The sequence below is a fragment of the Sphingomonas sorbitolis genome (genome assembly GCF_036663875.1).
GTDB lineage: Bacteria > Pseudomonadota > Alphaproteobacteria > Sphingomonadales > Sphingomonadaceae > Sphingomonas.
This window is the reverse complement of record NZ_JAXOJS010000005.1, coordinates 163,445-184,267: the sequence shown is the minus strand read 5'-3', so window position 1 is coordinate 184,267 and position 20,823 is coordinate 163,445. Positions and strand designations below refer to the sequence as shown.

18 protein-coding genes are annotated in these 20,823 nt (G+C 66.6%); 5 read left to right on the top strand and 13 right to left on the bottom strand.

Features of this window, described 5'->3' with window-relative positions; genetic code table 11:
• Positions 1–54 precede the first annotated feature (54 nt).
• Positions 55–1,284 carry a dipeptidase gene (locus U1763_RS15720; protein ID WP_332755931.1) on the top strand — a complete coding sequence of 410 codons (1,230 nt, stop codon included), beginning with the start codon at positions 55–57 and terminating at the stop codon, positions 1,282–1,284.
• A gap of 162 nt (positions 1,285–1,446) precedes the next feature.
• On the opposite strand, the gene U1763_RS15715 is transcribed toward U1763_RS15720, so the two are convergent.
• The 5 genes from U1763_RS15715 to U1763_RS15695 all read right to left on the bottom strand — a co-directional run bounded on the left by U1763_RS15715 (position 1,447) and on the right by U1763_RS15695 (position 6,463).
• Complete coding sequence (locus tag U1763_RS15715; RefSeq protein ID WP_332755930.1) at positions 1,447–2,679, bottom strand: MFS transporter; 1,233 nt, start codon at positions 2,677–2,679, stop codon at positions 1,447–1,449.
• A complete protein-coding gene (locus tag U1763_RS15710; protein ID WP_332755929.1) occupies positions 2,669–3,673 on the bottom strand; it encodes a histone deacetylase family protein in 1,005 nt (334 codons plus the stop codon). Before U1763_RS15710 ends, U1763_RS15715 begins: the two co-directional genes overlap by 11 nt.
• 91 nt (positions 3,674–3,764) lie before the next feature.
• A complete protein-coding gene (locus U1763_RS15705) occupies positions 3,765–4,322 on the bottom strand; it encodes a 2'-5' RNA ligase family protein (RefSeq protein WP_332755928.1) in 558 nt (185 codons plus the stop codon).
• Between the two features lie 212 nt (positions 4,323–4,534).
• Positions 4,535–6,100, bottom strand: coding sequence for a lysine--tRNA ligase (locus U1763_RS15700; protein WP_332755927.1), 1,566 nt, complete (start codon positions 6,098–6,100; stop codon positions 4,535–4,537).
• A gap of 57 nt (positions 6,101–6,157) precedes the next feature.
• On the bottom strand, positions 6,158–6,463 hold the full coding sequence (locus U1763_RS15695) for a hypothetical protein (protein ID WP_056053958.1): 306 nt from the start codon (positions 6,461–6,463) through the stop codon (positions 6,158–6,160).
• 300 nt (positions 6,464–6,763) lie between these two features.
• Between U1763_RS15695 and U1763_RS15690 the strand changes: the two genes are divergently transcribed.
• Together U1763_RS15690 and U1763_RS15685 are read left to right on the top strand one after the other, a co-directional pair.
• Entirely contained in the window at positions 6,764–9,463 is a 2,700-nt protein-coding gene (locus tag U1763_RS15690; protein ID WP_332755926.1) for an ATP-dependent DNA helicase, read from the top strand.
• A gap of 8 nt (positions 9,464–9,471) precedes the next feature.
• Positions 9,472–10,008, top strand: a complete 537-nt coding sequence (locus U1763_RS15685) for a SixA phosphatase family protein (RefSeq protein ID WP_277984071.1) — start codon at positions 9,472–9,474, stop codon at positions 10,006–10,008.
• A 24-nt stretch (positions 10,009–10,032) separates the two neighbouring features.
• Here the strand turns inward: U1763_RS15685 and U1763_RS15680 are convergent, their stop codons facing one another.
• The 6 genes from U1763_RS15680 to U1763_RS15655 all read right to left on the bottom strand — a co-directional run bounded on the left by U1763_RS15680 (position 10,033) and on the right by U1763_RS15655 (position 16,800).
• Positions 10,033–11,700 carry an ATP-binding protein gene (locus U1763_RS15680; protein ID WP_132735054.1) on the bottom strand — a complete coding sequence of 556 codons (1,668 nt, stop codon included), beginning with the start codon at positions 11,698–11,700 and terminating at the stop codon, positions 10,033–10,035.
• Between the two features lie 78 nt (positions 11,701–11,778).
• On the bottom strand, positions 11,779–12,498 hold the full coding sequence (locus U1763_RS15675; protein ID WP_207894105.1) for a TIGR02186 family protein: 720 nt from the start codon (positions 12,496–12,498) through the stop codon (positions 11,779–11,781).
• Positions 12,499–12,533: 35 nt separating this feature from the next.
• Positions 12,534–13,448: a sulfite exporter TauE/SafE family protein gene (locus U1763_RS15670; RefSeq protein ID WP_132735058.1), complete on the bottom strand. Its 915-nt coding sequence runs from the start codon at positions 13,446–13,448 to the stop codon at positions 12,534–12,536.
• A 76-nt stretch (positions 13,449–13,524) separates the two neighbouring features.
• Positions 13,525–14,490 carry a hypothetical protein gene (locus tag U1763_RS15665; protein ID WP_332755925.1) on the bottom strand — a complete coding sequence of 322 codons (966 nt, stop codon included), beginning with the start codon at positions 14,488–14,490 and terminating at the stop codon, positions 13,525–13,527.
• 98 nt (positions 14,491–14,588) lie between these two features.
• On the bottom strand, positions 14,589–16,022 hold the full coding sequence (locus U1763_RS15660; RefSeq protein WP_132735060.1) for a glycosyl transferase family protein: 1,434 nt from the start codon (positions 16,020–16,022) through the stop codon (positions 14,589–14,591).
• 271 nt (positions 16,023–16,293) lie between these two features.
• Positions 16,294–16,800: an outer membrane protein assembly factor BamE gene (locus tag U1763_RS15655; RefSeq protein WP_132735062.1), complete on the bottom strand. Its 507-nt coding sequence runs from the start codon at positions 16,798–16,800 to the stop codon at positions 16,294–16,296.
• Positions 16,801–16,933: 133 nt separating this feature from the next.
• Here U1763_RS15655 and U1763_RS15650 point away from each other — a divergent pair, with 133 nt between their 5' ends.
• Positions 16,934–17,440: a ubiquinol-cytochrome C chaperone family protein gene (locus tag U1763_RS15650; protein WP_243643200.1), complete on the top strand. Its 507-nt coding sequence runs from the start codon at positions 16,934–16,936 to the stop codon at positions 17,438–17,440.
• Positions 17,441–17,448: 8 nt separating this feature from the next.
• Positions 17,449–17,976 (top strand): DUF177 domain-containing protein, encoded by a 528-nt coding sequence (locus U1763_RS15645; RefSeq protein ID WP_132735376.1) that lies wholly within the window; start codon positions 17,449–17,451, stop codon positions 17,974–17,976.
• Positions 17,977–18,125: 149 nt separating this feature from the next.
• Here U1763_RS15645 and U1763_RS15640 read toward each other — a convergent pair whose 3' ends face one another.
• Together U1763_RS15640 and U1763_RS15635 are read right to left on the bottom strand one after the other, a co-directional pair.
• On the bottom strand, positions 18,126–19,664 hold the full coding sequence (locus U1763_RS15640) for a peptidoglycan DD-metalloendopeptidase family protein (protein WP_332755924.1): 1,539 nt from the start codon (positions 19,662–19,664) through the stop codon (positions 18,126–18,128).
• 237 nt (positions 19,665–19,901) lie between these two features.
• Complete coding sequence (locus U1763_RS15635; RefSeq protein WP_332755923.1) at positions 19,902–20,579, bottom strand: DUF6445 family protein; 678 nt, start codon at positions 20,577–20,579, stop codon at positions 19,902–19,904.
• Positions 20,580–20,823 lie beyond the last annotated feature (244 nt).

Genomic DNA, 20,823 nt, shown 5'->3' with positions numbered 1-20,823 from the left:
GTCGCACGCGAACACCTCCTTCAGGATGGAGCGGACGCTATTGGGGACCAAGACATGATCGCCGCATTCCTGCTGATGGCCGCGCAGGCTAGCCCCGAGGCTGCCCTATCGCGCCGCGTCGAGCGCGTGCTGGAGCGGAGTCCGGTGATCGACGGGCATAACGACCTCGCCTGGGAGATCCGCGATCTGCACGACGCGAAGGTCGAGGCGGTCGATCTTTCGGTCGACACCGCACGGCTGCCGAACCCGTTGCAGACCGACATTCCTCGTCTGCGCAAAGGTCATGTCGGCGGTCAGTTCTGGTCGGTCTACATCCCCGCCGATGCGCCCGCCCCGGTCACGATGACGCTGGAGGAGATCGACATCGTCCGCCGTTTCGTCGCCGCGAACCCGGCGACGTTCGAACTCGCCACCACTGCCGCGGATATCCGACGGATCGAGAAGGCGGGGCGCATCGCGTCGCTGATCGGCGTCGAGGGCGGGCACCAGATCGACGGGCGGCTGTCGGTGCTGCGTCAGTATCGCGCGCTTGGCGTCGCGTACATGACGCTGACGCACGGCAAGAGCCTGAATTGGGCGGACAGCTCGACCGACGCACCGCGCGCCAACGGGCTCAGCGATTTCGGGCGGCAGGTGGTCGCGGAGATGAACCGGATCGGGATGATCGTCGACGTCAGCCACGTCTCGGACGCGACGATGGCCGCGGCCTTGGCCGCGACCAAGGCGCCGGTGATCGCCTCGCACTCCAGCGCGCGCGCGATCGCCGACGCGCCGCGCAACATTCCCGACATTCTATTGCGGGCGATCGGCGCGAACGGCGGCGTGGTGATGGTGAACTTCTACCCGTCGTTCCTGTCGGCCGAATGGCGCGCCTGGGACGTCGCGCGCTCGGCCTATGCGAAGTCGGTCGGCGTGCCGGCAGGGGTCTATGGCGCCAAATCGCCAGCGCCGCTGGTGGCGTGGGACGCCGCGCATCCCGAGCCTCAGGTCACTGCCGCGACGGTCGCCGATCATGTCGAGCATATCGCGAAGATCGCGGGTCACGATCATGTCGGGATCGGCGGCGACTTCGACGGGATCCAAGGGACCGGGCCGATCGCGATGAAGGGCGTCGACGGCTACCCGCTGCTGTTCGCGGAACTGGCGCGGCGGGGCTGGAGCGACGGCGATCTGGCGAAACTGTCCGGCGGCAACGTCCTCCGCGTCATGGAGCGGGTCGAAGCGGTCGCGAAGGGAATGGTGGGTATGCCGCCGGTCGACGCGACGGACGTGGCGTCGCGGTAGAAGGGGCGAGTGCTCGTTGCTCGAGTTTCGACCAAACCCGCCAGATCCCGTCACCCCAGCGAAAGCCGGGGTATTCCTCCGTATCAGATGACGTGGGTCAAATGATGATATCCCAGCTTTCGCTGGGATGACGGAATGGTCGGGATGACGGATGGAGGGATGTCACGGATCCGGCATCCGCTGCGGCACAGGAGGCTCCACCATCAGCGGCGGCACCGTCCGCAGCACCAGCCCGATCACCAACGCCGCCACGCCGAGCAGCAAACAGAACGCCGTCACCCCCGGCCATCCGGCATGCGTCCAGGCGAAGCCGCCGGCCGATCCCAGTACGCTCGACCCCATATAATAGAAGAAAAGATAGAACGCCGCCGCCTGCCCGCGCGAACCCTGCGCGCGCCTGCCGACCCAGGCGCTTGCGATCGAATGCGCGCCGAAGAAGCCGACCGTCACGACCGCGATCCCCGCGATCACCAGCACGAGCGGCGTCATCGCGGTCAGCGCGACGCCGACGATCAGCAGAACGACGGGGATCCAGAAGACCTTCCGTCGCCCGAGTCGTCCGGCGAGCGTCCCGAACTTCGCCGAACTCACCGAGCCCAGCACGTAGAGCAGGAACACGCCGCCGACCGCCGCCTGGCTGAGGCCGTAGGGCGGGCTCATCAACCGGAAGCCTGCGTAATTATAGATTGTGACGAACACGCCCATCAGCAGGAACGCCTCGAGATAGAGCAGCGGCATTGCGCGATCGGTGAACAGCGATCCGGCACTCCGCAGCAGCGCCCCCGGCCGTCCCACGCTCGGCGTGAAATTGCGCGAGGGTGGCGCGAGCCGGCGAAACGCCTCGGCCATCGCGAGGCCGGCGATGCCGACCGCGGCCAGCGCCCAGCGCCAGCCTTCGAGATCGGCGACGATGCTCACGACCAGCCGCCCGGCCATCCCGCCGAGCGCGCTGCCCGCGATATACAGCCCCATCGCCGCACCGACCGAGCCCGCATCAACCTCCTCTGCGACATAGGCCATCGCCACCGCCGGCACGCCTGCGAGCGCAACACCAGTCAGGAAGCGCAACACGAGCAACCCGCTCCACCCCGGCACGACCGCCGCCGCCAGCGTCAGCGCCCCCGCCGCGAACATCGCCGCGATCATCAGCGGACGCCGGCCGACGCGGTCGGACACGAACCCGGCAAACAGGATGCCGATCGCCAAGGGCCCGGTCGCTAATGACACCGCGAGCGACGCGCCCTCCGCGGTCAGCCCAAACTGCGCGGCGAAAAGCGGCAGCAATGGCTGCACCGAATACAGCAGCGAGAAGGTCGAGAACCCCGCGAACAGCATGGCCAGCGTGAGCCGGCGGTAGGCGGGCGTCCTGAGCGCAATCGGCGCTTCAGAAGCCACGCAGGAAACTCGCGACGTTGTGGCCAAGCGCGTCGACTGCGTATCCGCCCTCCATGACGATGACGGTCGGCCACTCGCGAGCCGCGATGTCAGCGGCCAGCACTGCGTAGTCGGGCGTGGTCAGCTTGAAATGCGAGATCGGATCGCCCTCCCACGTGTCCGCGCCGAAGCTGACGACGAGCAGGCCGGGATCGAACGCGGCGATCGCGTCGAGCGCTGTGGTCTGCGCGGCCCGGAACGCGTCGATTTGCGTGCCTTGCGGGAGGGGCAGGTTCAGCGTCGTACCAAGTCCGTTGGCTTCGCCGGTTTCCTCTGCGTGGCCCCAGTAAAAGGGATAGTCGGTCTTCGGATCGGCATGGACCGAGGCGTAGAACACGTCGCCTCTCGTGTAGAAGATATCCTGCGTGCCGTTGCCGTGGTGATAGTCGATATCGAGGATCGCGACGCGCGCGACACCGGCGTCGCGCGCGGCCTGTGCGGCGATCGCGGCGGTGTTGAGGTGGCAATATCCGCCGCAATAATCCGCGCCGGCATGATGGCCGGGCGGGCGGCAGAGCGCGAACGCCGCGCGGTCGCCATCGAGGACCGCATGCGTCGCGGCGAGCGCGGACTGGGCGCTGCCATAGGAGGCGGCCCAGGTCTGCGGGGTGATCGGCGTGGTCGCGTCGAAGCTATGCGCGCCGATGAGCGCGTCGATGCGGGTGAGGTCGAGCGGCCGGCGACCACGGATCGGGAAGGTGTAGGGGATCGCGTCGCCGTCTCGTCCAGCCTCGCGCCACAGTCGCGCCGCGTCCTTTAGGAACGCGACGTATGGCGCGGGGTGGACGGCTAGGATCGGCGCCTCGCCGCGATCTTCCGGCGCCTCGACCGGACCGAGCGCGCGCAGGATCGCATCGACGCGCGCGGGAGCCTCCGCATAGGCCGTGAATGCGCCGTTGTGCAGTTCCCAGACTGGTGCGTGGGTCCGCTGGGACTCGTCGAAGAACAGTCGCATCGTTGCTCCTTGGTGAGCGGTCACGGGGGAAGAACCGACCGATCGCCCTATGGGTCCTACCGGGTCGCGCGCGTTCGGCAAATTCGAGCGCTTAGAACAGCGTCAGTTGCCGATCGTCGTCGCCGTTCAGCAGCCAGCGGCCGATCACATCGTGGCGCGTCCGGCCGACATGGCTGTGGACCAGTACGAATGCGTCCGCGGCCCAGCCGATCGGCGCGATGGTTTGCGTGAACGGCGCGCCGTCGCGGTAGCCGAGCGTCATGTGCGGGCTGAACTGATAGCCTTTGCGCTGGGACAGCCCCGCCGACTCGCGTGCTACTGCGATCCGCTGATGCAGTGCGGCTAGTGAGGCGTTCTTGTGGCGCGAACGCAGCGCGATGGAGCGTTCGCTGCCGACCGCGGTGTCGAACTGAAGCGCGAACGGCGCGGCTTCGACTGCGTCGCCAATCGCCTTCAGATCGCGTTCCAGCGCGGTCGAGACGCGGTCATGGTCGTCGAGGATGTCGATCGTGACATGGAGATGCTCGGGGCGCAGCTTGTCTCCGTCCGTTTCGAACCACACCGCTGCGGCAGTAATCTGGCGCGCAAGCGGCAGTGGTGGGCGGATCGCGAAGAACAGGCGATGACGGGCGATCGGTCGATGAAACATGCCGGATTCCGAATCGGAGGAGGCGGGCTTGTTGCTAATATGTTCCACTGCTTTCGTCTAGCCGGCGCGCGAGATCGGATGCCTCAAACACCACCCCGGCGAAGGCCGGGGCCCAATTGGAAAGGTCAGAGTAACGACACGTTGCGCTCCGTTAGGCGCGTATCCCAATTGGCCCGGCCTCCGCCGGGGTGGATCTGTCTGCCAGAGCAGCCTTACCGAGCCAACGCTTCCGCGATCAGTTTCCGTGAGTTCGCGACGCCGTACAAGGCGATGAAGCTGCCCATCCGCGGCCCCTGCTCGGACCCGAGCAACGTCTCGTACAGCGCCTTGAACCAGTCGCGGAGGTTGTCGAACCCGCCGGTCTTGCCGATCTCGTAGACGATGTTCTGGATATCCTCCGCGCTCGCCTCCGCGGGCAACGCGGCCAGTTCCGCGTCCAGCCGCTCCAGCGCCGCGACCTCGACACCCTCGGGGGCACGGCGCTTCAGCGTCGGCGCGACGAAATCGCGGCTATAGGCCAGCGCATAGCCGATCAGACGGTCGAGCTCGGGATATTTTTCCGCCGATGCATCGGGCACATAATTGGCCAGATAGCCCCAGACCTGCTCCTTGCTCGCGTCGCCCATCACGCCGACGAGGTTGAGCAACAATCCGAACGTCACCGGCAGCTCGCCCGTCGGCAGCTTGCCGTCGTGGATGTGATGCACCGGATTGCCGAGCTTCTGCTTCAGGTCCTGGCCCGCATAATTGCCGCGGAACTGCCAATAGTCGTCCACCGCGCGCGGGATGACGCCCATGTGCAACGACTTCGCCTTTTTCGGCTCGCGATACGCGTAGAACGCCAGTGATTCCTCGGGGCCATAGGTCAGCCACTGCTCGAGGCTGAGCCCGTTGCCCTTCGACTTCGAGATCTTCTCGCCATTCTCGTCGAGGAACATCTCGTAGTTGAAGCCTTCGGGCGGGCGCCCGCCGAGCACGCACGCGATCTTCGACGACTGCGTCACCGAATCGATCAGGTCCTTGCCCGCCATCTCGTAATCGACGCCGAGCGCAACCCAGCGCATCGCCCAGTCGACCTTCCACTGCAGCTTGGCCTTGCCGCCGAGCACGCTCTGCTCGATCCGTTGGCCGTCGTCTTCGAATGCGATCAGGCCTGCGTCGGCATCGATCACCTCGATCGGCACTTGCAGCACGATGCCGCTGGTCGGCGAGATCGGCAGCACCGGCGAATAGGTCGCGCGACGCTCGGCCCGCAGCGTCGGGAGCATCACGTCCTGGATGCCCTGGAAGTGGCGAAGCACACCCTTGAGCGCCTCGTCGAAACGCCCGGATGTGTAATATTCGGTCGACGACGCGAACTCGTAGTCGAAGCCATAGCGGTCGAGAAATTCGCGCAGGATCGCGTTGTTGTGTGCGGCAAAGCTGGAATGCGTGCCGAACGGATCGGGGATCTGCGTCAGCGGCTTGCCGAGATGCTCGCGCAGCATGTCGCCGTTGGGGACGTTGTCCGGCACTTTGCGCAGGCCGTCCATATCGTCCGAGAACGCGATCAGCCGCGTCGGCGTATCGCTCAGCGCGTGGAAGGCGTTGCGCACCATGGTCGTGCGGAGGACTTCGTTGAACGTGCCGATGTGTGGCAGGCCCGACGGTCCGTAGCCCGTCTCGAACAGCACCGGATCGCCCGACTTGCCGTTCGGATACCGCTTAAGGAGTTTGCGTGCCTCCTCGTACGGCCAGGCTTTGGACTCGAGGGCGGCGGTGCGGAGTTCGTCGGTCATGATACATCGCGACTAGCGCGTGCACTCCGATCCGTCACCCCCACCGCCGCATGCCTATCAGCGGCAACGATCCTTCGCAGTGATCGTCCGGTCGACCGCACGGCCACCGAGCGCACCTGCTGCGCCGCCGGCCAGCGTGCCGAGCAGCCCGCCGCCGACCGCATTGCCGAGCACTGCGCCACCGACGCCGCCTGCAACCAGGCCAGTCGTGCCGCTCGAATGACGGCAACGCTTGGCGCGGTAACGGCGGTCATGGCCGCGATATTCGCGCTTCGAGCGTGCTTCGGCCTTGCCCGTAGGGATCACGGCGGCGGCCGGGATTGCGAGCGAGAGCGCGCTCAGCGCCATGAGAAACTTCCGCATGATGATCGTCCCTGTTGATGTAGGTAAAGGCCAGTATCGATAAGTGCGCAACGCATGTGAACCGTACCGGTTGCGTAACGGCGAATTTCGATAAGTTCGCGTATCGATGCCCCTCCCGTCATCCCAGCAAAAGCTGGGATATCCCCGTGGGTATCGCAGCACTCGCCCCATGAATATCCCGGCTTTCGCTGGGATGACGGGCGGGGGCGGGGCATCCCTGATCGGGGTCCTGCGCACCGCTGATCATATCCCCTTCCACAAAAGGTTGCCCTTTCGTTCTCGTTGCAGCAAGGTTGCGGAGTGCTTCGCTATCCCGCCCTCCACGCCAGCCACGCCGGCATCTGGATCGCGAACGTCGAGGGTGCGCGTCCGATCGGGCGGGGCGAGGCGATTCGGATCGCCGCCGACACGCCGGTCGTCATGCTCAACGCGCCGCTGGTCGGGCAGCGACTCGGGTATCCCGATCTGTCGGGGCTCGATCTGCTCGAACTCTATGCCTTCCTTCGCCCGGCGCAGTTCGCGGTGCCGACGCCGAAGGGGATCGCGCGGGTTACCGGGCTCGATGTGCCGAGCGAGGATGCCGCGGTCGCGCCGTTCCTGCTGCGCGCTGCCGAAGCGATGCTGGCGCTCACCGATGGCGACTGGCCCGAGCGCGAAGGTGCCTGGACCGCGGCGCAATCGCTGTTCCGGTTGCGCTGGCCGTGGGCGCCGGTCGTCGCCGAGCGGCTGAAGAAACCCGCGGTCAACGAACGCTGGCTGTTCTCGTCGCTCCCCGAATGGGAGGAGCACGCGCCGCGACCCGCCCCGCGCACGGTCACGATCGAGCCGGGCGATGCGGAGGCGCGGCTCGTCGACCTTACCGGCCACGGTGCCGAGGAACGCCCCGGCCAGCGCGCCTATGCCGGCGCAGCCACCGCCGCGTTCGCGCCGCGCGCGATGCGCGACACGCCGAACCTCGTCCTTGCCGAGGCGGGGACCGGGATCGGCAAGACGCTCGGCTATCTCGCTCCTGCATCGCTCTGGGCGGAAAAGGCGGGCGGCGCGGTGTGGATCTCGACCTACACCAAGACGCTGCAACGGCAGTTGGGGCAGGAAACCGCGCGGCTTTATCCCGACGCCGCGATCCGCAAAGCCAAGGTCGTCACGCGCAAAGGCCGCGAGAATTACCTCTGCCTGCTCAACCTCGAGGACGCGCTGCAAGGCGGGTTCGCGGGCCGCGCGGCGATCCTCGCACACCTCGTCGCGCGCTGGGCGGCGTACAGCGCGGACGGCGACATGGTCGGCGGCGACCTGCCCGGCTGGCTGCCGACGCTGTTTCGCCGCAATGGTTCAACTGCACTGACCGACCGGCGCGGCGAGTGCGTCTATGCCGGCTGCCCGCACTACCGGAAATGCTTCATCGAGCGCGCCGCTCGCGCCTCGTCCGACGCCGACATCGTCATCGCCAACCACGCACTGGTGATGGTCAACGCGGCAAGGGGGCGCGAACTCGCCACCCGGCCGACGCGCTACGTGTTCGACGAGGGGCATCACATCTTCGACGCCGCCGATTCGATGTTCGCGACCGCGTTGACCGGTGCGGAGACGATCGAACTGCGCCGCTGGATCCTTGGCCCCGAATCGAGCGGTCGCGGGCGGCGGCGGGGGCTTGCCGCACGCCTGTCCGATCTCGCCAGCTATGACGAACAGGGCGCGCGGGCGATCAGCGATGCGGTGACCGCGGCGGGAGCGCTGGCGTCCGACGGCTGGCTGCAACGCCTCGGCGAAGGCGCCCCGTTCGGGCCGATCGAAACGCTGCTCGCCGCCGTCCGCGGGCTTACCTACGCGCGAGCCGAGCAACCGGGCGACGCGGGGTACGGCCTGGAGACCGAACTGGCCGAACCCGACGCGACGCTGATCGAGGCCGCGGCGCCTGCCGCCGCCGCGCTCGACGCACTCGTCCGCCCGCTCGTAACGCTCGGCCGCCGGCTTGAAGCCGTGCTCGCCGAAGCGCCCGACTGGATGGACGCGCCCGCCCGCGCACGAGTCGAAGGCGCAATCGCCTCGATAGGCTGGCGGGCGGAGACGGTGGCGTCGTGGCTGTCGCTGCTCGCGCGCGTCGGGGGACCGGTCGATGGCGATTTCGTCGATTGGCTTGCGGTCGACCGCATCGAAGGCCGCGAATTCGATATCGGGCTGCATCGCCACTGGCTCGACCCGACGCGACCCTTCGCCGAGATCGTGTTGAAACCGGCGCATGGTGCACTGGTTACCTCTGCAACGCTGACCGGCGGCGGCGATTGGGAGGTGGCCGAAGCCCGCACCGGCGCCCCGCATCTGCTCCGCCCCGCCGCCCGGTTCGAGGCGAAGAGCCCGTTCGATTACACGCGTCAGGCCGAAGTCCTAATCGTCACCGACGTGAAGCGCGGCGACATCGGCGCGCTGGCCAACGCCTATGCGCAACTGATCGTCGCCAGCCGCGGCGGGACGCTCGGGCTGTTCACCGCTATCCGACGGTTGCGCGGCGTGCATGGCCGCATCGCCGATCGACTCGCGCGCGAAGGCCTGCCGCTCCACGCGCAACATGTCGATCCTATCGATACCGGTACCTTGGTCGATATTTTTCGCGATGATCCGGGCGCGAGCCTGCTCGGCACCGATGCACTCCGAGACGGCGTCGACGTGCCCGGTGAGTCGCTGCGACTCGTGGTGATGGAGGGCGTCCCGTGGGCGAAACCCTCGGTGCTGCACGCGGCGCGGCGCCTGGCCGGTGGAGGCTCGGCGTATGACGACCGGCTCGTCCGCGCGCGGCTCGCGCAAGCATTCGGCCGGTTGATCCGCCGCGCCGACGATTCGGGCGTGTTCGTGATGCTGTCCGCGGCAATGCCGTCGCGGCTGCTCAGTGCGTTCCCGCCGGGCGTGCCGATCGCCCGCGTCACGCTCGAAGAAGCGGTGGCCCGAGTCGCGAGCCGGCTTTCCTCACGGGCCCCGGTAGGGCATGAAAGCCGCCAACCCGCTTGAGGATTGCCATGAAGACGTTGACGCTGTTGCGCCACGCCAAGTCCGGCTGGGACGATCCGGTTGCGCGCGATTTCGACCGCCCGCTCAACGCCAAGGGTAAGCGCGCCGCGGCGATGGTCGGTCGGCATATGCGATCACTGGGATTGGCGTTCGATCATGCGATTGCCTCGCCCGCGGTGCGCGTGTCGGAAACGCTGGAGCAGATCGAATCGGGCTATGGTCGGACGATCGCGCCGACGCTGGACCGTCGCGTGTATCTTGCGTCGGCAGCGACGTTGCTCGACGTGGTGCACGGCTTTCCGGCCGAAGCCGAGAGCGCGCTATTGATCGGGCATAATCCGGGGTTGGAAGATCTCGTCCTGATGCTGGTGGCGGACGGGGCCGACCCGCTGCGCGATGCGGTCGAGGACAAATATCCGACCGCCAGCATCGCCGAGCTCCAGTTTGAAGGGGATTGGGCGGATATCACGACGGCCACCGCCCGCCTGACCCGCTTCATTCGCCCCCGCGATCTCGATCCGACTTTAGGCCCCGACGCGGATTGACCACGCGGGGCTGAAACCGGCGGTCTATTTGCCTTGTGCCCGCCAGCGCTGAATCGTCCTGCCGATGATCTGGTCTTCACCGCCGACGTCGCGCCAGAGTTCGGAAAAGAGTGGGTCGCCCGACGCCGGACGTTTTGATTCCTCAAGCCCGTCGAAGCTCACGCGGATCGGGATCGTCACGCCTTCGCCGCAGATGATGCACTCGCGATTGCGCAACGCCGGAATCGAATCCAGGAAGCCGCGCGCGCCTTCGGGCATCGCCGCGCGGACGAACGCCTGATCGCGGTCGTTGTTGAGGCGCATCGCGATGATCGTGCCGCACTGCGACAGCACGCCTTCCGCCAGATCCGACGGGCGCTGCGTGATGAGGCCGAGCGACACGCCGTACTTACGGCCTTCCTTCGCGATCCGGCCGAGGATGCGACCGACCGCACTGCTCGTCTCCTGGCCGGCGGGGATGTAGCGATGCGCCTCTTCGCAGACGAGCAGGATCGGGCGCTGCGGTTCGTTGCGCGACCAGATCGCAAAGTCGAACGTCATCCGCGCAAGGACCGCGACCACCACGGACGTGATGTCCGACGGCACACCCGAGACGTCGATGATCGAGATCGGCTTGCCGTCGCCGGGCAGGCGGAAGATCCGGCTTAGGAAACTCGCCATCGTGTCCGCGACGAGCATCCCCGAGAACATGAAGCCATAGCGCGGGTCCGCCTTGATCTCGTCGATCTTGGTTTTCAGGCGTAGATACGGCGCGGTGTCGCCGGCGCGGTCCATCTTGCCCATTTCAGCGCTGATGATCGTCGTCAGGTCGCTGAGCAGATAGGGAATGGGCGCATCGACCGTCAGCTTGGCGATCTCCTGACCGAGACGGCTCTTGGCTTTGGCGGCGAGCAGGCATTTGGCGAGGATGTCCGCATCGAACTGCCGCGCGGACCCGCTGCTGGTGAGGAAAACCTCGCAATGCTCCTCGAAGTTCATCAGCCAATAGGGCATTTGCAAATTCGAGACGTCGTACAGCGCACCGTTCGATTTGAACGCAGCCGCATATTCGCCATGCGGATCGATCATCACGATATGGCCCTGCGGCGCGAGTTCGCAGATTCGGTGGAGGATCAAGGCGGCACTGGTCGACTTGCCGGTACCGGTCGATCCGACAAGCGCGAAATGCTTGCCGAGCATCGCGTCGACATAGAGCGCGGCGGGGATGTCGCTGGTCGGATACACCGTGCCGACGGTGATGTTGGCGCGATCCTCGGCGGCATAGACCTGTTGCAGGTCCGACGTGGTGATCGGGTACACCTCGGCGCCGGGCATCGGATACCGCGTCACACCGCGACGGAACCGATAGAGCTTGCCGGTCAGGCGTTCCTCGTCGCCCTCACCGAGAAAGTCGATGTCGGCGGCGATGCAGGTGCCGGCATTGTCTTCGAGCTTGAGCGACCGGATGTTGGCGACCAGCCACGTCGTGCCAACGCGCATCTTCACCTGACCGCCGACCTGACCTGCGGCCGCGACAACGGGGTCGCGATCGTCGCACAGCGCACCGATCGACGCGCGGTCGAGCAACACACGGCTGCTCGATCCAGCGATCGCGAAGACGACGCCGATCGGGGCAGGCGGTACCATGCCGACGGAACCACTGGTCGGCGATGGCGCGCGCAGGAAGGCATCGGGTCCCGGCATTTCACTCATTCTGGCAAGATCCCCAGTCATTTACCCAATGTCTTGCACGCAAGACCGTAAACATCCGGTGAGGATGGTGAAGGAACGCTAAACCCTTCGCGCGATCCAGCCCGCCGCCCAACCAAGAAAGACCGAGAGGGCAACCGCGACCAGACCATAGACGACCGACGAGCGATCCGCGGCGCGAGCGACGAAGCGTTCGAAGCCGGATTTGCGGATGTCGATGTCGCGCACGGCGGCTGCCAGCACGCGTCCGTCGCGGATCAGGAACGTCTCCGCGGTGAAGCGGCCGACCGGTACGCGCGCCGGGATCGAGACGCGCGCCCGGTATAGCACGCCGTCGGTGATCTCGACCGCCCGTGGCGCCTCGTAATAGAGGCCGGCACGTCGTTTCAGGTCGACGAGGCCCTTCTGGAAGCGGTCCTGCGTATCGGCGGGGGCGCTGGAGGCGGGCGACAATTGCAGGCTGTCGAGCCCAAGTTCGTAGATCGCGCGCGTCCGGTCATCGACGAGGCGGTCGATCGGCTTGGATGAGGCGATCGCGTAGAAGCTCGGTGCGGACCGGTAGCGCAGCCTTGACGCGTTGACCCAGATTCCGGCGACCTTCTCCTTCTCGCGCATCAGGATCGACTGGGTCGGCCCCTTCACGACGACGACGACGTCGGTCGGTTGCTCGCCGGTTGGCAGGCGGCCACCGGGATAGAGAATCGCCCCGAACAGGAGGAGTTCTGCGCCGGTGAAGCTGTAGGCGATCTCGATATTGCGCTGCGATACGTCCGGGACGAGCACGGGCTTCGCCTGCGCCATCAGCAGCGGCGCGAACGCCAGAATTGGCCACTTTCTCAAGACAGCGTGACCGAGAAGATCTCCTCGGGCCGCCAGACCAGCCCGAGCAGGATGCGCGCGCCGACCAGCAGCACCATCACCGCAAGCGCGAGGCGGAGATATTCGGGGCGGAACTTGCTCGCAAACCGCGCGCCGATCTGTGCGCCGACCACTGAGCCGAGCAGCAACAGCCCGGCGAGGACGATGTCGACCGCTTTGGTGGTCGTCGCATGGACCATCGTCGCGACCGCGGTCACGAACAGCGTCTGAAACAAGGAGGTGCCGACCACGACGGAGGTCGCCATGCCGAGCAGGTAGATCATCGCGGGCACGAGGATGAAGCCGCCGCCGATCCCGAGGAGAATGGTAAGGATGCCGGTGAAGAAGCCGAGCAACAGCGGCGCAAGCGGTGAGATGTAGAGCCCCGAGGCGTAGAACCGCGTGCGGAGCGGCAGCGCGGCGACGAGCGGGTGATGGCGGCGTTTGCGCGCCTTGGGCGGACGCCCGGTGCGCGCCCGCCCGATCGTGCCAATCGACTCCTTCGCCATCAGGCCGCCGATCGAGCCGAGCATGAGAACGTAGACGATCGCGATCACCGTATCGATCTGCCCGCTTTGCTGGAGCAGCCGGAACAGCCACGCACCGAAGAATGAACCGAGGATACCGCCTGCGACCAGCACCCCGCCCATCTTGGTATCGACGCCCTTGCGCCGAAAATGCGCGAACACGCCGGACACGCTCGCGCCGGTCACCTGGCTTGCGGACGAGGCGGCGGCGACGGTCGGCGGGATGCCGTAGACGATCAGCAGCGGCGTCGTCAGGAACCCGCCACCCACCCCGAACATGCCCGACAACAGCCCGACGCCCCCGCCGAGCAGGATGATGACCAGCGCGTTGACCGACAGGTTGGCGACGGGGAGATACAGATCCACGTTAGCAGCGTTACACCGGATTGCGCGCGCGGGGCTAGGCTGGACTGAGCACCGATCCCGGTGTTTGGACACGGGATCAGAAGTCGCTGCCGATCGACAGCGCCGGTCCCGAGCCGGGACGCGCGCCGCCCGCGATCCGCTCGCGCCAGTCGAGCGTCAGGCGGAGCGATTTATGCGCGATCGGCAGCGTGGCGACGACCGATGGTCCGATGTCGAAACGTTCGGCAGCCCGTTGCGCGCTCGCCCATGTGCCGATGCCGATATCGAGACGGGCCGTCGCGACGGTGCCGAGCGGATGGGTCAGCCGAGCCGAGGCATCGACGAACGTCTGGAGCCCGTCGCGGGCGATCGCACCGGCCTGCCCGTATGTTTCAAGACGGACACCGGGGACGATATCGGCAGGACCATAGCCGCCGAGCACGCCGATCGTCGGTCCGTTGCGGCCACCATCGAGAACGAAACGGTGCTCGACGATCAGGCGGATCGGCATCCTCGTCGGTTGCCACTCGATTCCAACCGCGGCTTCGCGTCCGCGGCCCTCGAGCGGGGCGGCGACCCGGGCCGACAGTGCGAACCGGCGGGCAGCGTCGATCGCGTAGGTTATCCGCAGCCCCGCCTGCGAAGCGCCGAGCTGGCCGCCGGAGACGGTACCGGCCGGGCCCCCGCGTACCAGCAGCCATGCACTACCGTTCAGCCGACTCGCGCCGCGAACCACGAACGGCGCTAACAGGAAAGGCGGTGCGTCGGTTCGGCCGGGAGGTTGCTGCCCGAAAGACTGGGCGGCGATGTGGTCCAGCGACCAGGTTTCCGGCGCGCCGGATACCCTGGGGGGCAGCGCGACATCCTTGCGCGGTTTTGCCCGGAAAACGATGGCGGGCGGGGCGGGCGTCACGACGGTATCGCTCAACGGCGGGATGACGAATGCGATCTGGCGCGGACCGGGGAATACGGCGGCGGCGGGAAATACCGTCGCGGCGGCGGGAAATACCGTCGCGGCGGCGGGCGGTACCAGTATCTTCGTTAAGGTTGGGCGGATGGGCAAGGGTTGACGGGGCTCGATCTCAGACAACAGTACCGCAATCCTGACCAACACCCAGCCACCCAGCGTCAGCGCAAGGAATCGCAACGGCCGCCCGCCGGTCATCCCGGTGCTGGAACGCTCGGTCCGAACCCGTGGCATGCGCTGATCGACGCTGCGGGGGCGTCGGGAAATTCATGACGGGTCTTGTCCCACACCGGCGCTGCGCCCCGCAGCATGGCGATGTAGCGCGCCACCGCGCAGGGCGCGACGAGCAACGAGACGCAGTTGCCGACGATGAAGCGGGGAAGCGCCCAAAAGGCTTCGCCAACGCCGTAGCTGCGACCCGTAAACACCATCCGTGATCCCAGCCGCCACGCCAGCAGGACGGCGTTGGCGATGAACAGCCAGAGCGCGATCGGATGGGACCGGTCGAGCGCTGGCATTGCCTGGCCCGCAAAGTGATGCGCCGCCATCGACAATGCCCAAGCCAGCATCCCGACATAGGCGACCGCGAGAATGACGACGGCGAGCGGTGCCCGCCGATCACGCATCCGCATCCAGTGGTCGGCAAAGGCGCGGGGCCTCGCCCAGCCGGTCCGATCCCAACCGGCTAGCGCGATGCCGTTCATCCACCGTGTTTTCTGGCGGACCGACTCGCGGATCGTACCGGGGAAATAGGCGCGCACGGCGACGACTGCACCGACATCGTCCGCTGCTACCCGCGCAAAGATACAGCGCGCGCCAAGCTCCGCCAGCCGCAAGCCAAGTTCATAATCCTCGGTTAGACTGGTCGCGTCGAACGGATTGCCGCCGCGCGCGAACGCGATCCTGGCAAGCATGTCGGGTGCGATCGCGCAGCCGGTGCCGGCTAGCGGCATTCCCGCCCCCAAAGCGGTCCTGACGACGATCTGCTTCGCGTGCGACTCGGCAAACTCGTCGGCATAGTGTCCCGACACCAGCCGAGCACCGTGATGGACGAGCGGGAGGACCGGCAATTGCACGACATCGTACCGATCGATCAGGCAATCGAAGACACGCAGTTCCTGCGGATGCACGACATCCTCGGCGTCGTGCAGCACGATCGCCTTGGTATGCCGGTGCTCACGGGCATCGTCGCGGCCGAGCGCATGCCACACCGTATTGAGGCAATCCGCCTTGGTCGTGGGACCGTCGCGCGGCCCGATCACGATCCTGACGCGGGCATCATGCTCGGCGATCGCGGCAACGGCATCGATCGTGCCCCGATCATTCGGATAGACACCGACATAGATCCGGTAATCGTCATGGCGATAGCGATCCAGCGCGGTCGACAACATGCCGCCGATTACCGACACCTCGTCCCATGCCGCTACGAACACTGCGATCGCGCCGATGCATCGTGGCGGCGGCAGAGTCGCGAGCGTCAGCCGGGGACGCGCGCCATGCCGGATCCGACGGACGATGAAAACGAGATCGACCAGCAGGTCGTCGATGCCGCCAAGAAAAAGCCCGACTCCGGCAAACAGCAAACTTTCCCGCGCCAAGCCGTCGATGATCCAGAACGACTCGAGCATGGCGTACCCCCGACGACGAGGTACAGCAGCATATGTCCGTTTCGGATTCAGTCCGATCCGAAACGGATGTTTGGCGGTCTCCGCGGCGCAAGTGATGGCGCTGAGTCACCAAAAATATGCAGGTTTGGGCGGGGCCTGCGAACCATCGTCATCGCGAGGCGTTACGTCCGCGATCCCACCCCCCTTTCGGGATCGGCGCCGATCCACTCCCGGCCCGGCCGTACCGATGCGTAGCAGGCGGTACGGCCAAACCGGTGGGACTCAGCCTTGATTACGGACGATCGCGCCCACCGCCGCCGGTGTTGCCGCCATTGCCACCGCCGCCGCCGGCACCCGCGGCGCCGACCGTACCGATGTTTCCGAACAGATCCTGGAAGAAGCCGCGTTCGCGACCCAGCGTCGGCGTGGTCTTGCCGTACGGCTTGACCGAGGCAACCTGATCGAGCCCGCCGCGACGGATCGCGGTGACGGTCCCCTTCTGGTCGAAGCTGATCTGCAGCGTGATCTGCGCGTTGGGCCGCGGATTGCGGAACGCCAGGTTGCGGCTGTCGCGTGCGAGATAATACCAATCTCCCTGGTCGAACTGACCCGCGAGCGTCGGCTTGCCGAGCGTCTGGAGCACCGACTGACGGTTATCCACGCCGGGCTGGACCGAGTTGACCAGGTCGGTGTCGACGACATACCCCTGATGCGAGCGCAACTGGGTGCAGCCCGCGCTGGCAAGCGTAACGACCGCAAGCGCGGCGGCGAGACCCGTACGGGCGGAAAACACGCTCATATAAACTCCCAACCGGGGCACGCGAAAACACGTGACGGTTGCGATGCGATTGCATCGGCCGCCGATCGCCTCGATATGCGAGGATGCGCGGGCAAACAAGTCGGTGCGCGGTCGATGGGCGAAGGACGACGGATTGAGCTGGTTGGGAAGACTGCTCGGCGAGAAGCCGGACGAAGCGCTGCCGCTGTATACCGCGGTCGTGACGCGGGCGCGTGCCGAGCATTGGTATCGGGACGGTGCGGTGCCGGACACCGTCGACGGCCGGTTCGACATGATCGCGACTCTGCTTGCGGTCGTCATGCTACGGCTCGAGGCGGAACCCGCCGGTGGCGAGCCCGCGGCGCGCCTTGCCGAACGCTTTGTCGACGACATGGACGGCCAATTGCGTGAAATCGGGATCGGCGACATCATCGTCGGCAAGCATATCGGCAAGATGATGAGCATGCTCGGCGGTCGACTCGGCGCATACCGTGATGGACTGGCGGCTGGAGATATTACGCCAGCGCTGCTGCGAAACCTATATCGAGGGGTGGCGCCGGCCGATGCCGCGCTGGCGCATGTGCGGACGTCGCTGATGGCGTTTCATGCCGCGCTAGAAAATACGCCAATGATGAAACTGCTCGCAGGAGAGCTACCGTGACGCCTGGTATGAACAAGGCTGAATTCAGCCGCCCCGAACGCCTCGACACGATCGGCGAGCGTGAGCGGATCGTCGAGATCGTCGCCAACGAGGACGAGCGTGCCGCGCTGGCGAAGCGCTTCGCGATGGTATCGATCGCGCGACTCGAGGCACGGTTCGGGATCAAGCGGACCGACAGCGGCATCGTCGTGAAGGGGCGCGTCACCGGGGCTGCGGTGCAGGCGTGCTCGGTTACCGACGAGCCGCTTGATACCAGGATCGACGAACCGGTCGCGCTGCTGTTCGTGGAACAGCTGGTGGCGGAAGGCGACGAGGTCGAACTGTCCGACGATGCGCTCGACACGGTGGCGATCGAGGGGGGCGCGATCGATCTGGGCGAAGCGGCGGCCGACACGCTGGCACTGGCGATCGATCCGTTCCCGCGCGGACCCAATGCGGCGGCGGCGCTGGCGGCAGCGGGGGTGATCAGCGAGGACGAGTTTCGCCCCGCCAACGCGTTCGCGGATCTCAAGGCGAAGATGGCGGGCAAAGCTTAGGCGCGATTTGCGGATACTCCCCCGCCAGGGGGAGATGGCTGGCGCGTGGCAGACGGAGGGGGTGGCAAGCACGACCCCGTGTTTCGTATCCGCCCCTCCGCCACTGTCGGCGGCATCTCCTCTGGCGGGGTAGGATTGACGGGTTGCCGTCAGGTCCCCGTCCGCACCGCTAGCAGCGCCGCCACCTTCGCCCGGAACGCGCGCAGGCTTGCGCCCGACAGTTGCGCGACGCTGGCGAACGACACGCTGCGCGGATTGATCGCGGCGCCGTTTTTCCATACCTCCCAATGGAGATGCGGCCCGGTCGACATGCCCGTCGATCCGACATAGCCGATGACTTGTCCCTGCCGCACGCGTGTGCCTGACGACACTGCGATCCGGCTCATATGACCATAGCCGCTTGCCGTGCCGCCGCCATGCATCAGCTTTACGAAGTTACCATAGCCGCCGGTCCGTCCCGCGAACGCGACGATGCCGTCGGTCATGGCATGGATCGGCGCACCATAGGGCGCGCCGATGTCGAGGCCCTTGTGCATGCGGGTGAAGCCCAGCAGCGGATGCATTCGCAAGCCGAAGTTCGAGGTGATGCGCCCCGATACGGGCAAGCCGGACACGGCGCGCCGCTCGGTCTGGCCGTTCGCGTCGAACCAGCCATCGGTCCGCGGCGGGGCGCCGGCATCACCCTCGCCACCGGCGTCGGCGTCGGCATCGGCGCCGCCCGGCCCGAAGCGGACGAGTTGCACCTTGTGTCGCCCCTGATCGATCCCGGCGAACAGCAGGTCGCCGATCCGCGTCTCCCCGGTCGCAGCGCGCTGGCGCTGGATTATCAGGTCGAAACTGTCCGCCGGGTCGACGTCGCGACCGATCGATACACGAGTCGCAATAGCCTTGATGTACGATTCGACCGCCTTTGCCGGCACCCCGGCGGCGCGCATCGATCGGTACAGGCTCGATCCGACGAGCCCCTGGATCCGCAGTGGCGTCGCGTCGATCGCTATCGGCTTGCGGTGCATCGCCAGTCCCGTCGCGGTGCGCGCCAGGGCCAGCCCCAGATCGAACCGGGCGCGGAAGTCGAGCGCTTCGAGCGGTCGGGTAACGGTGCGATCAGGGCGTCGACCAAGCGTCAGCGCGATGCGTGTTCCCGCGGCGATGTCGTCGAGGGGTACCGCCTGCGCGACCAAGGCGGCGGCGGCATCGGCATCGGGACGACCGACCCCCGCGCGCATCAGGACGCGATCGAGCCGGTCGCCCTGGCCGAGTGTCGCAGAGAGCTCGACCGTCGGCCGTTCGGGGACCTCGGCAAGCGGTGCGACAAGGTCGTTGGCGGCCATTCGCCGGCCGGTCGCTGCCCCCTGACCGATCGCGGTAATGCCCTGTGCGCGGGCCTCGTCCCATTCCGCGCCGGCAAGCGGTGGCGGCACCGCACCGACCAGCGGTTTGATCCCCGGCGACAACGCCCAGCTTGCTGCGCACAATGCCGTGCACGTCGCCAACCCGCGCCACCAGTCGAGGCTGCCGATCCGCGCGCCCAGGTCCGGAACCCAGTCGATCCGTGTTGCCGCACCGCGCAAAATGTCGACGGGCGACTCGCGCGGCGTCAGTGTTGCCGATGACGGCATGCGCAAGACAGGGCCCCGCGTCACCGCGACGCCGGCCAGTTCATACCGCTGATCGTCCCGTAGAAACACGCGCGCTGCCTTGATGGTTGAAGGGGTAGTCGAGGAGGTCGTCGAACCGGGGCGCCGACAAGGAATCGCCGACCAGGATCGCCGCACAGTGCACGGATGACAGTCCTCTGCCGTAAAATATGCTAAAGTCGACTTAAACGGCGCTATTCCGGTGGCACGTCGCGATGAAGCGGTGGCGCGTCGCGTCGAACACGCAGGTGATCCGCCCGGCGCCGAGTGGCGTCCGGCGACCCCGCTTTAGTCGAGCAACAGGAACGCAGTGATCGTCAGGCGTCCTTGCAGCGGATCCTCGCTCAGCACGGTGTCCGGTGCGATCACGCCACTGTGCAGCGATGCGCTGCGATAGATCACGGCCCGGTTATAGCGAGCCTCGACCTGCGCGATCTGCTCGAACAAGGGGGTCGAGCCGGCGATATAGGATGGCTCGGGCAGGCCGTCGCGCGCCAGCTCGGCGTTGAGGCGCGCAAAATAGTCCGGTGCGTGCGCGGCATCGACCGTTTCGGTACCCGTCGCACGGTGTCGATAGAATGCAGTTCCGTCGCGCCGTTCGGGACTGAGATAGTGCACCAGCGCGATGCGACCAGGATCGACCGCATCGACATGCGGCAGCTGCTGCGCCAGCGTGAGTCGATCGGCCGGTATGGTCACCATCGCATAGCTCGCGTCGATCGTCGCGAACCCGGCATTGTGATAGAATATTCCTGACAACACCGCCGTCAGCGCGGGTCGGATCGCAGCCAGATAACCCGCCGGCAGCGGCGCGCGCAGCCCGGGATAATGGTTGCGACCCTGCTCGAACGCATGCGTGGCGGCATGGGTACGCAGCGCATCGGGATCAGGATGAAAACCATCGATGATCGCGAGCGGCTGATCCTGCATGCCGATCTGACGCGCCGAAATCTCGGGGCGGATCATCTGTCGCGCCTGTGTGGTACGATCGCGACAGTCGAAACAGGGTAGTGCGACACGATAGTGGTGGCTGTTCCCACCGCGAGGCCGCTACGCCGGGTGAGGACGCGCTTCAGGCGCTGTGTTCTGCTCGATGGCGCTTCGCTCATGCCGCTGGATAGCGAAGCGGTTGCTGCGGAGCTACCCGATCGGCCCGTTACCGATTGATTTCGCGATCCTTGTTGCCGTCGGGATCGGCGTGCGTATGTTG

Excerpts from the sequence above, each read along its gene's own strand:
- U1763_RS15695 (WP_056053958.1), bottom strand. The coding sequence starts at position 6,463 with ATGCGGAAGTTTCTCATGGCGCTGAGCGCGCTCTCGCTCGCAATCCCG.
- U1763_RS15645 (WP_132735376.1), top strand. The coding sequence starts at position 17,449 with ATGAACAAGGCTGAATTCAGCCGCCCCGAACGCCTCGACACGATCGGC.
- U1763_RS15675 (WP_207894105.1), bottom strand. The coding sequence starts at position 12,498 with ATGGCGCAGGCGAAGCCCGTGCTCGTCCCGGACGTATCGCAGCGCAAT.
- U1763_RS15635 (WP_332755923.1), bottom strand. The coding sequence starts at position 20,579 with ATGATCCGCCCCGAGATTTCGGCGCGTCAGATCGGCATGCAGGATCAG.
- U1763_RS15705 (WP_332755928.1), bottom strand. The coding sequence starts at position 4,322 with ATGTTTCATCGACCGATCGCCCGTCATCGCCTGTTCTTCGCGATCCGC.
- U1763_RS15700 (WP_332755927.1), bottom strand. The coding sequence starts at position 6,100 with ATGACCGACGAACTCCGCACCGCCGCCCTCGAGTCCAAAGCCTGGCCG.
- U1763_RS15710 (WP_332755929.1), bottom strand. The coding sequence starts at position 3,673 with ATGCGACTGTTCTTCGACGAGTCCCAGCGGACCCACGCACCAGTCTGG.
- U1763_RS15660 (WP_132735060.1), bottom strand. The coding sequence starts at position 16,022 with ATGCTCGAGTCGTTCTGGATCATCGACGGCTTGGCGCGGGAAAGTTTG.
- U1763_RS15680 (WP_132735054.1), bottom strand. The coding sequence starts at position 11,700 with ATGAGTGAAATGCCGGGACCCGATGCCTTCCTGCGCGCGCCATCGCCG.
- U1763_RS15685 (WP_277984071.1), top strand. The coding sequence starts at position 9,472 with ATGAAGACGTTGACGCTGTTGCGCCACGCCAAGTCCGGCTGGGACGAT.
- U1763_RS15655 (WP_132735062.1), bottom strand. The coding sequence starts at position 16,800 with ATGAGCGTGTTTTCCGCCCGTACGGGTCTCGCCGCCGCGCTTGCGGTC.
- U1763_RS15720 (WP_332755931.1), top strand. The coding sequence starts at position 55 with ATGATCGCCGCATTCCTGCTGATGGCCGCGCAGGCTAGCCCCGAGGCT.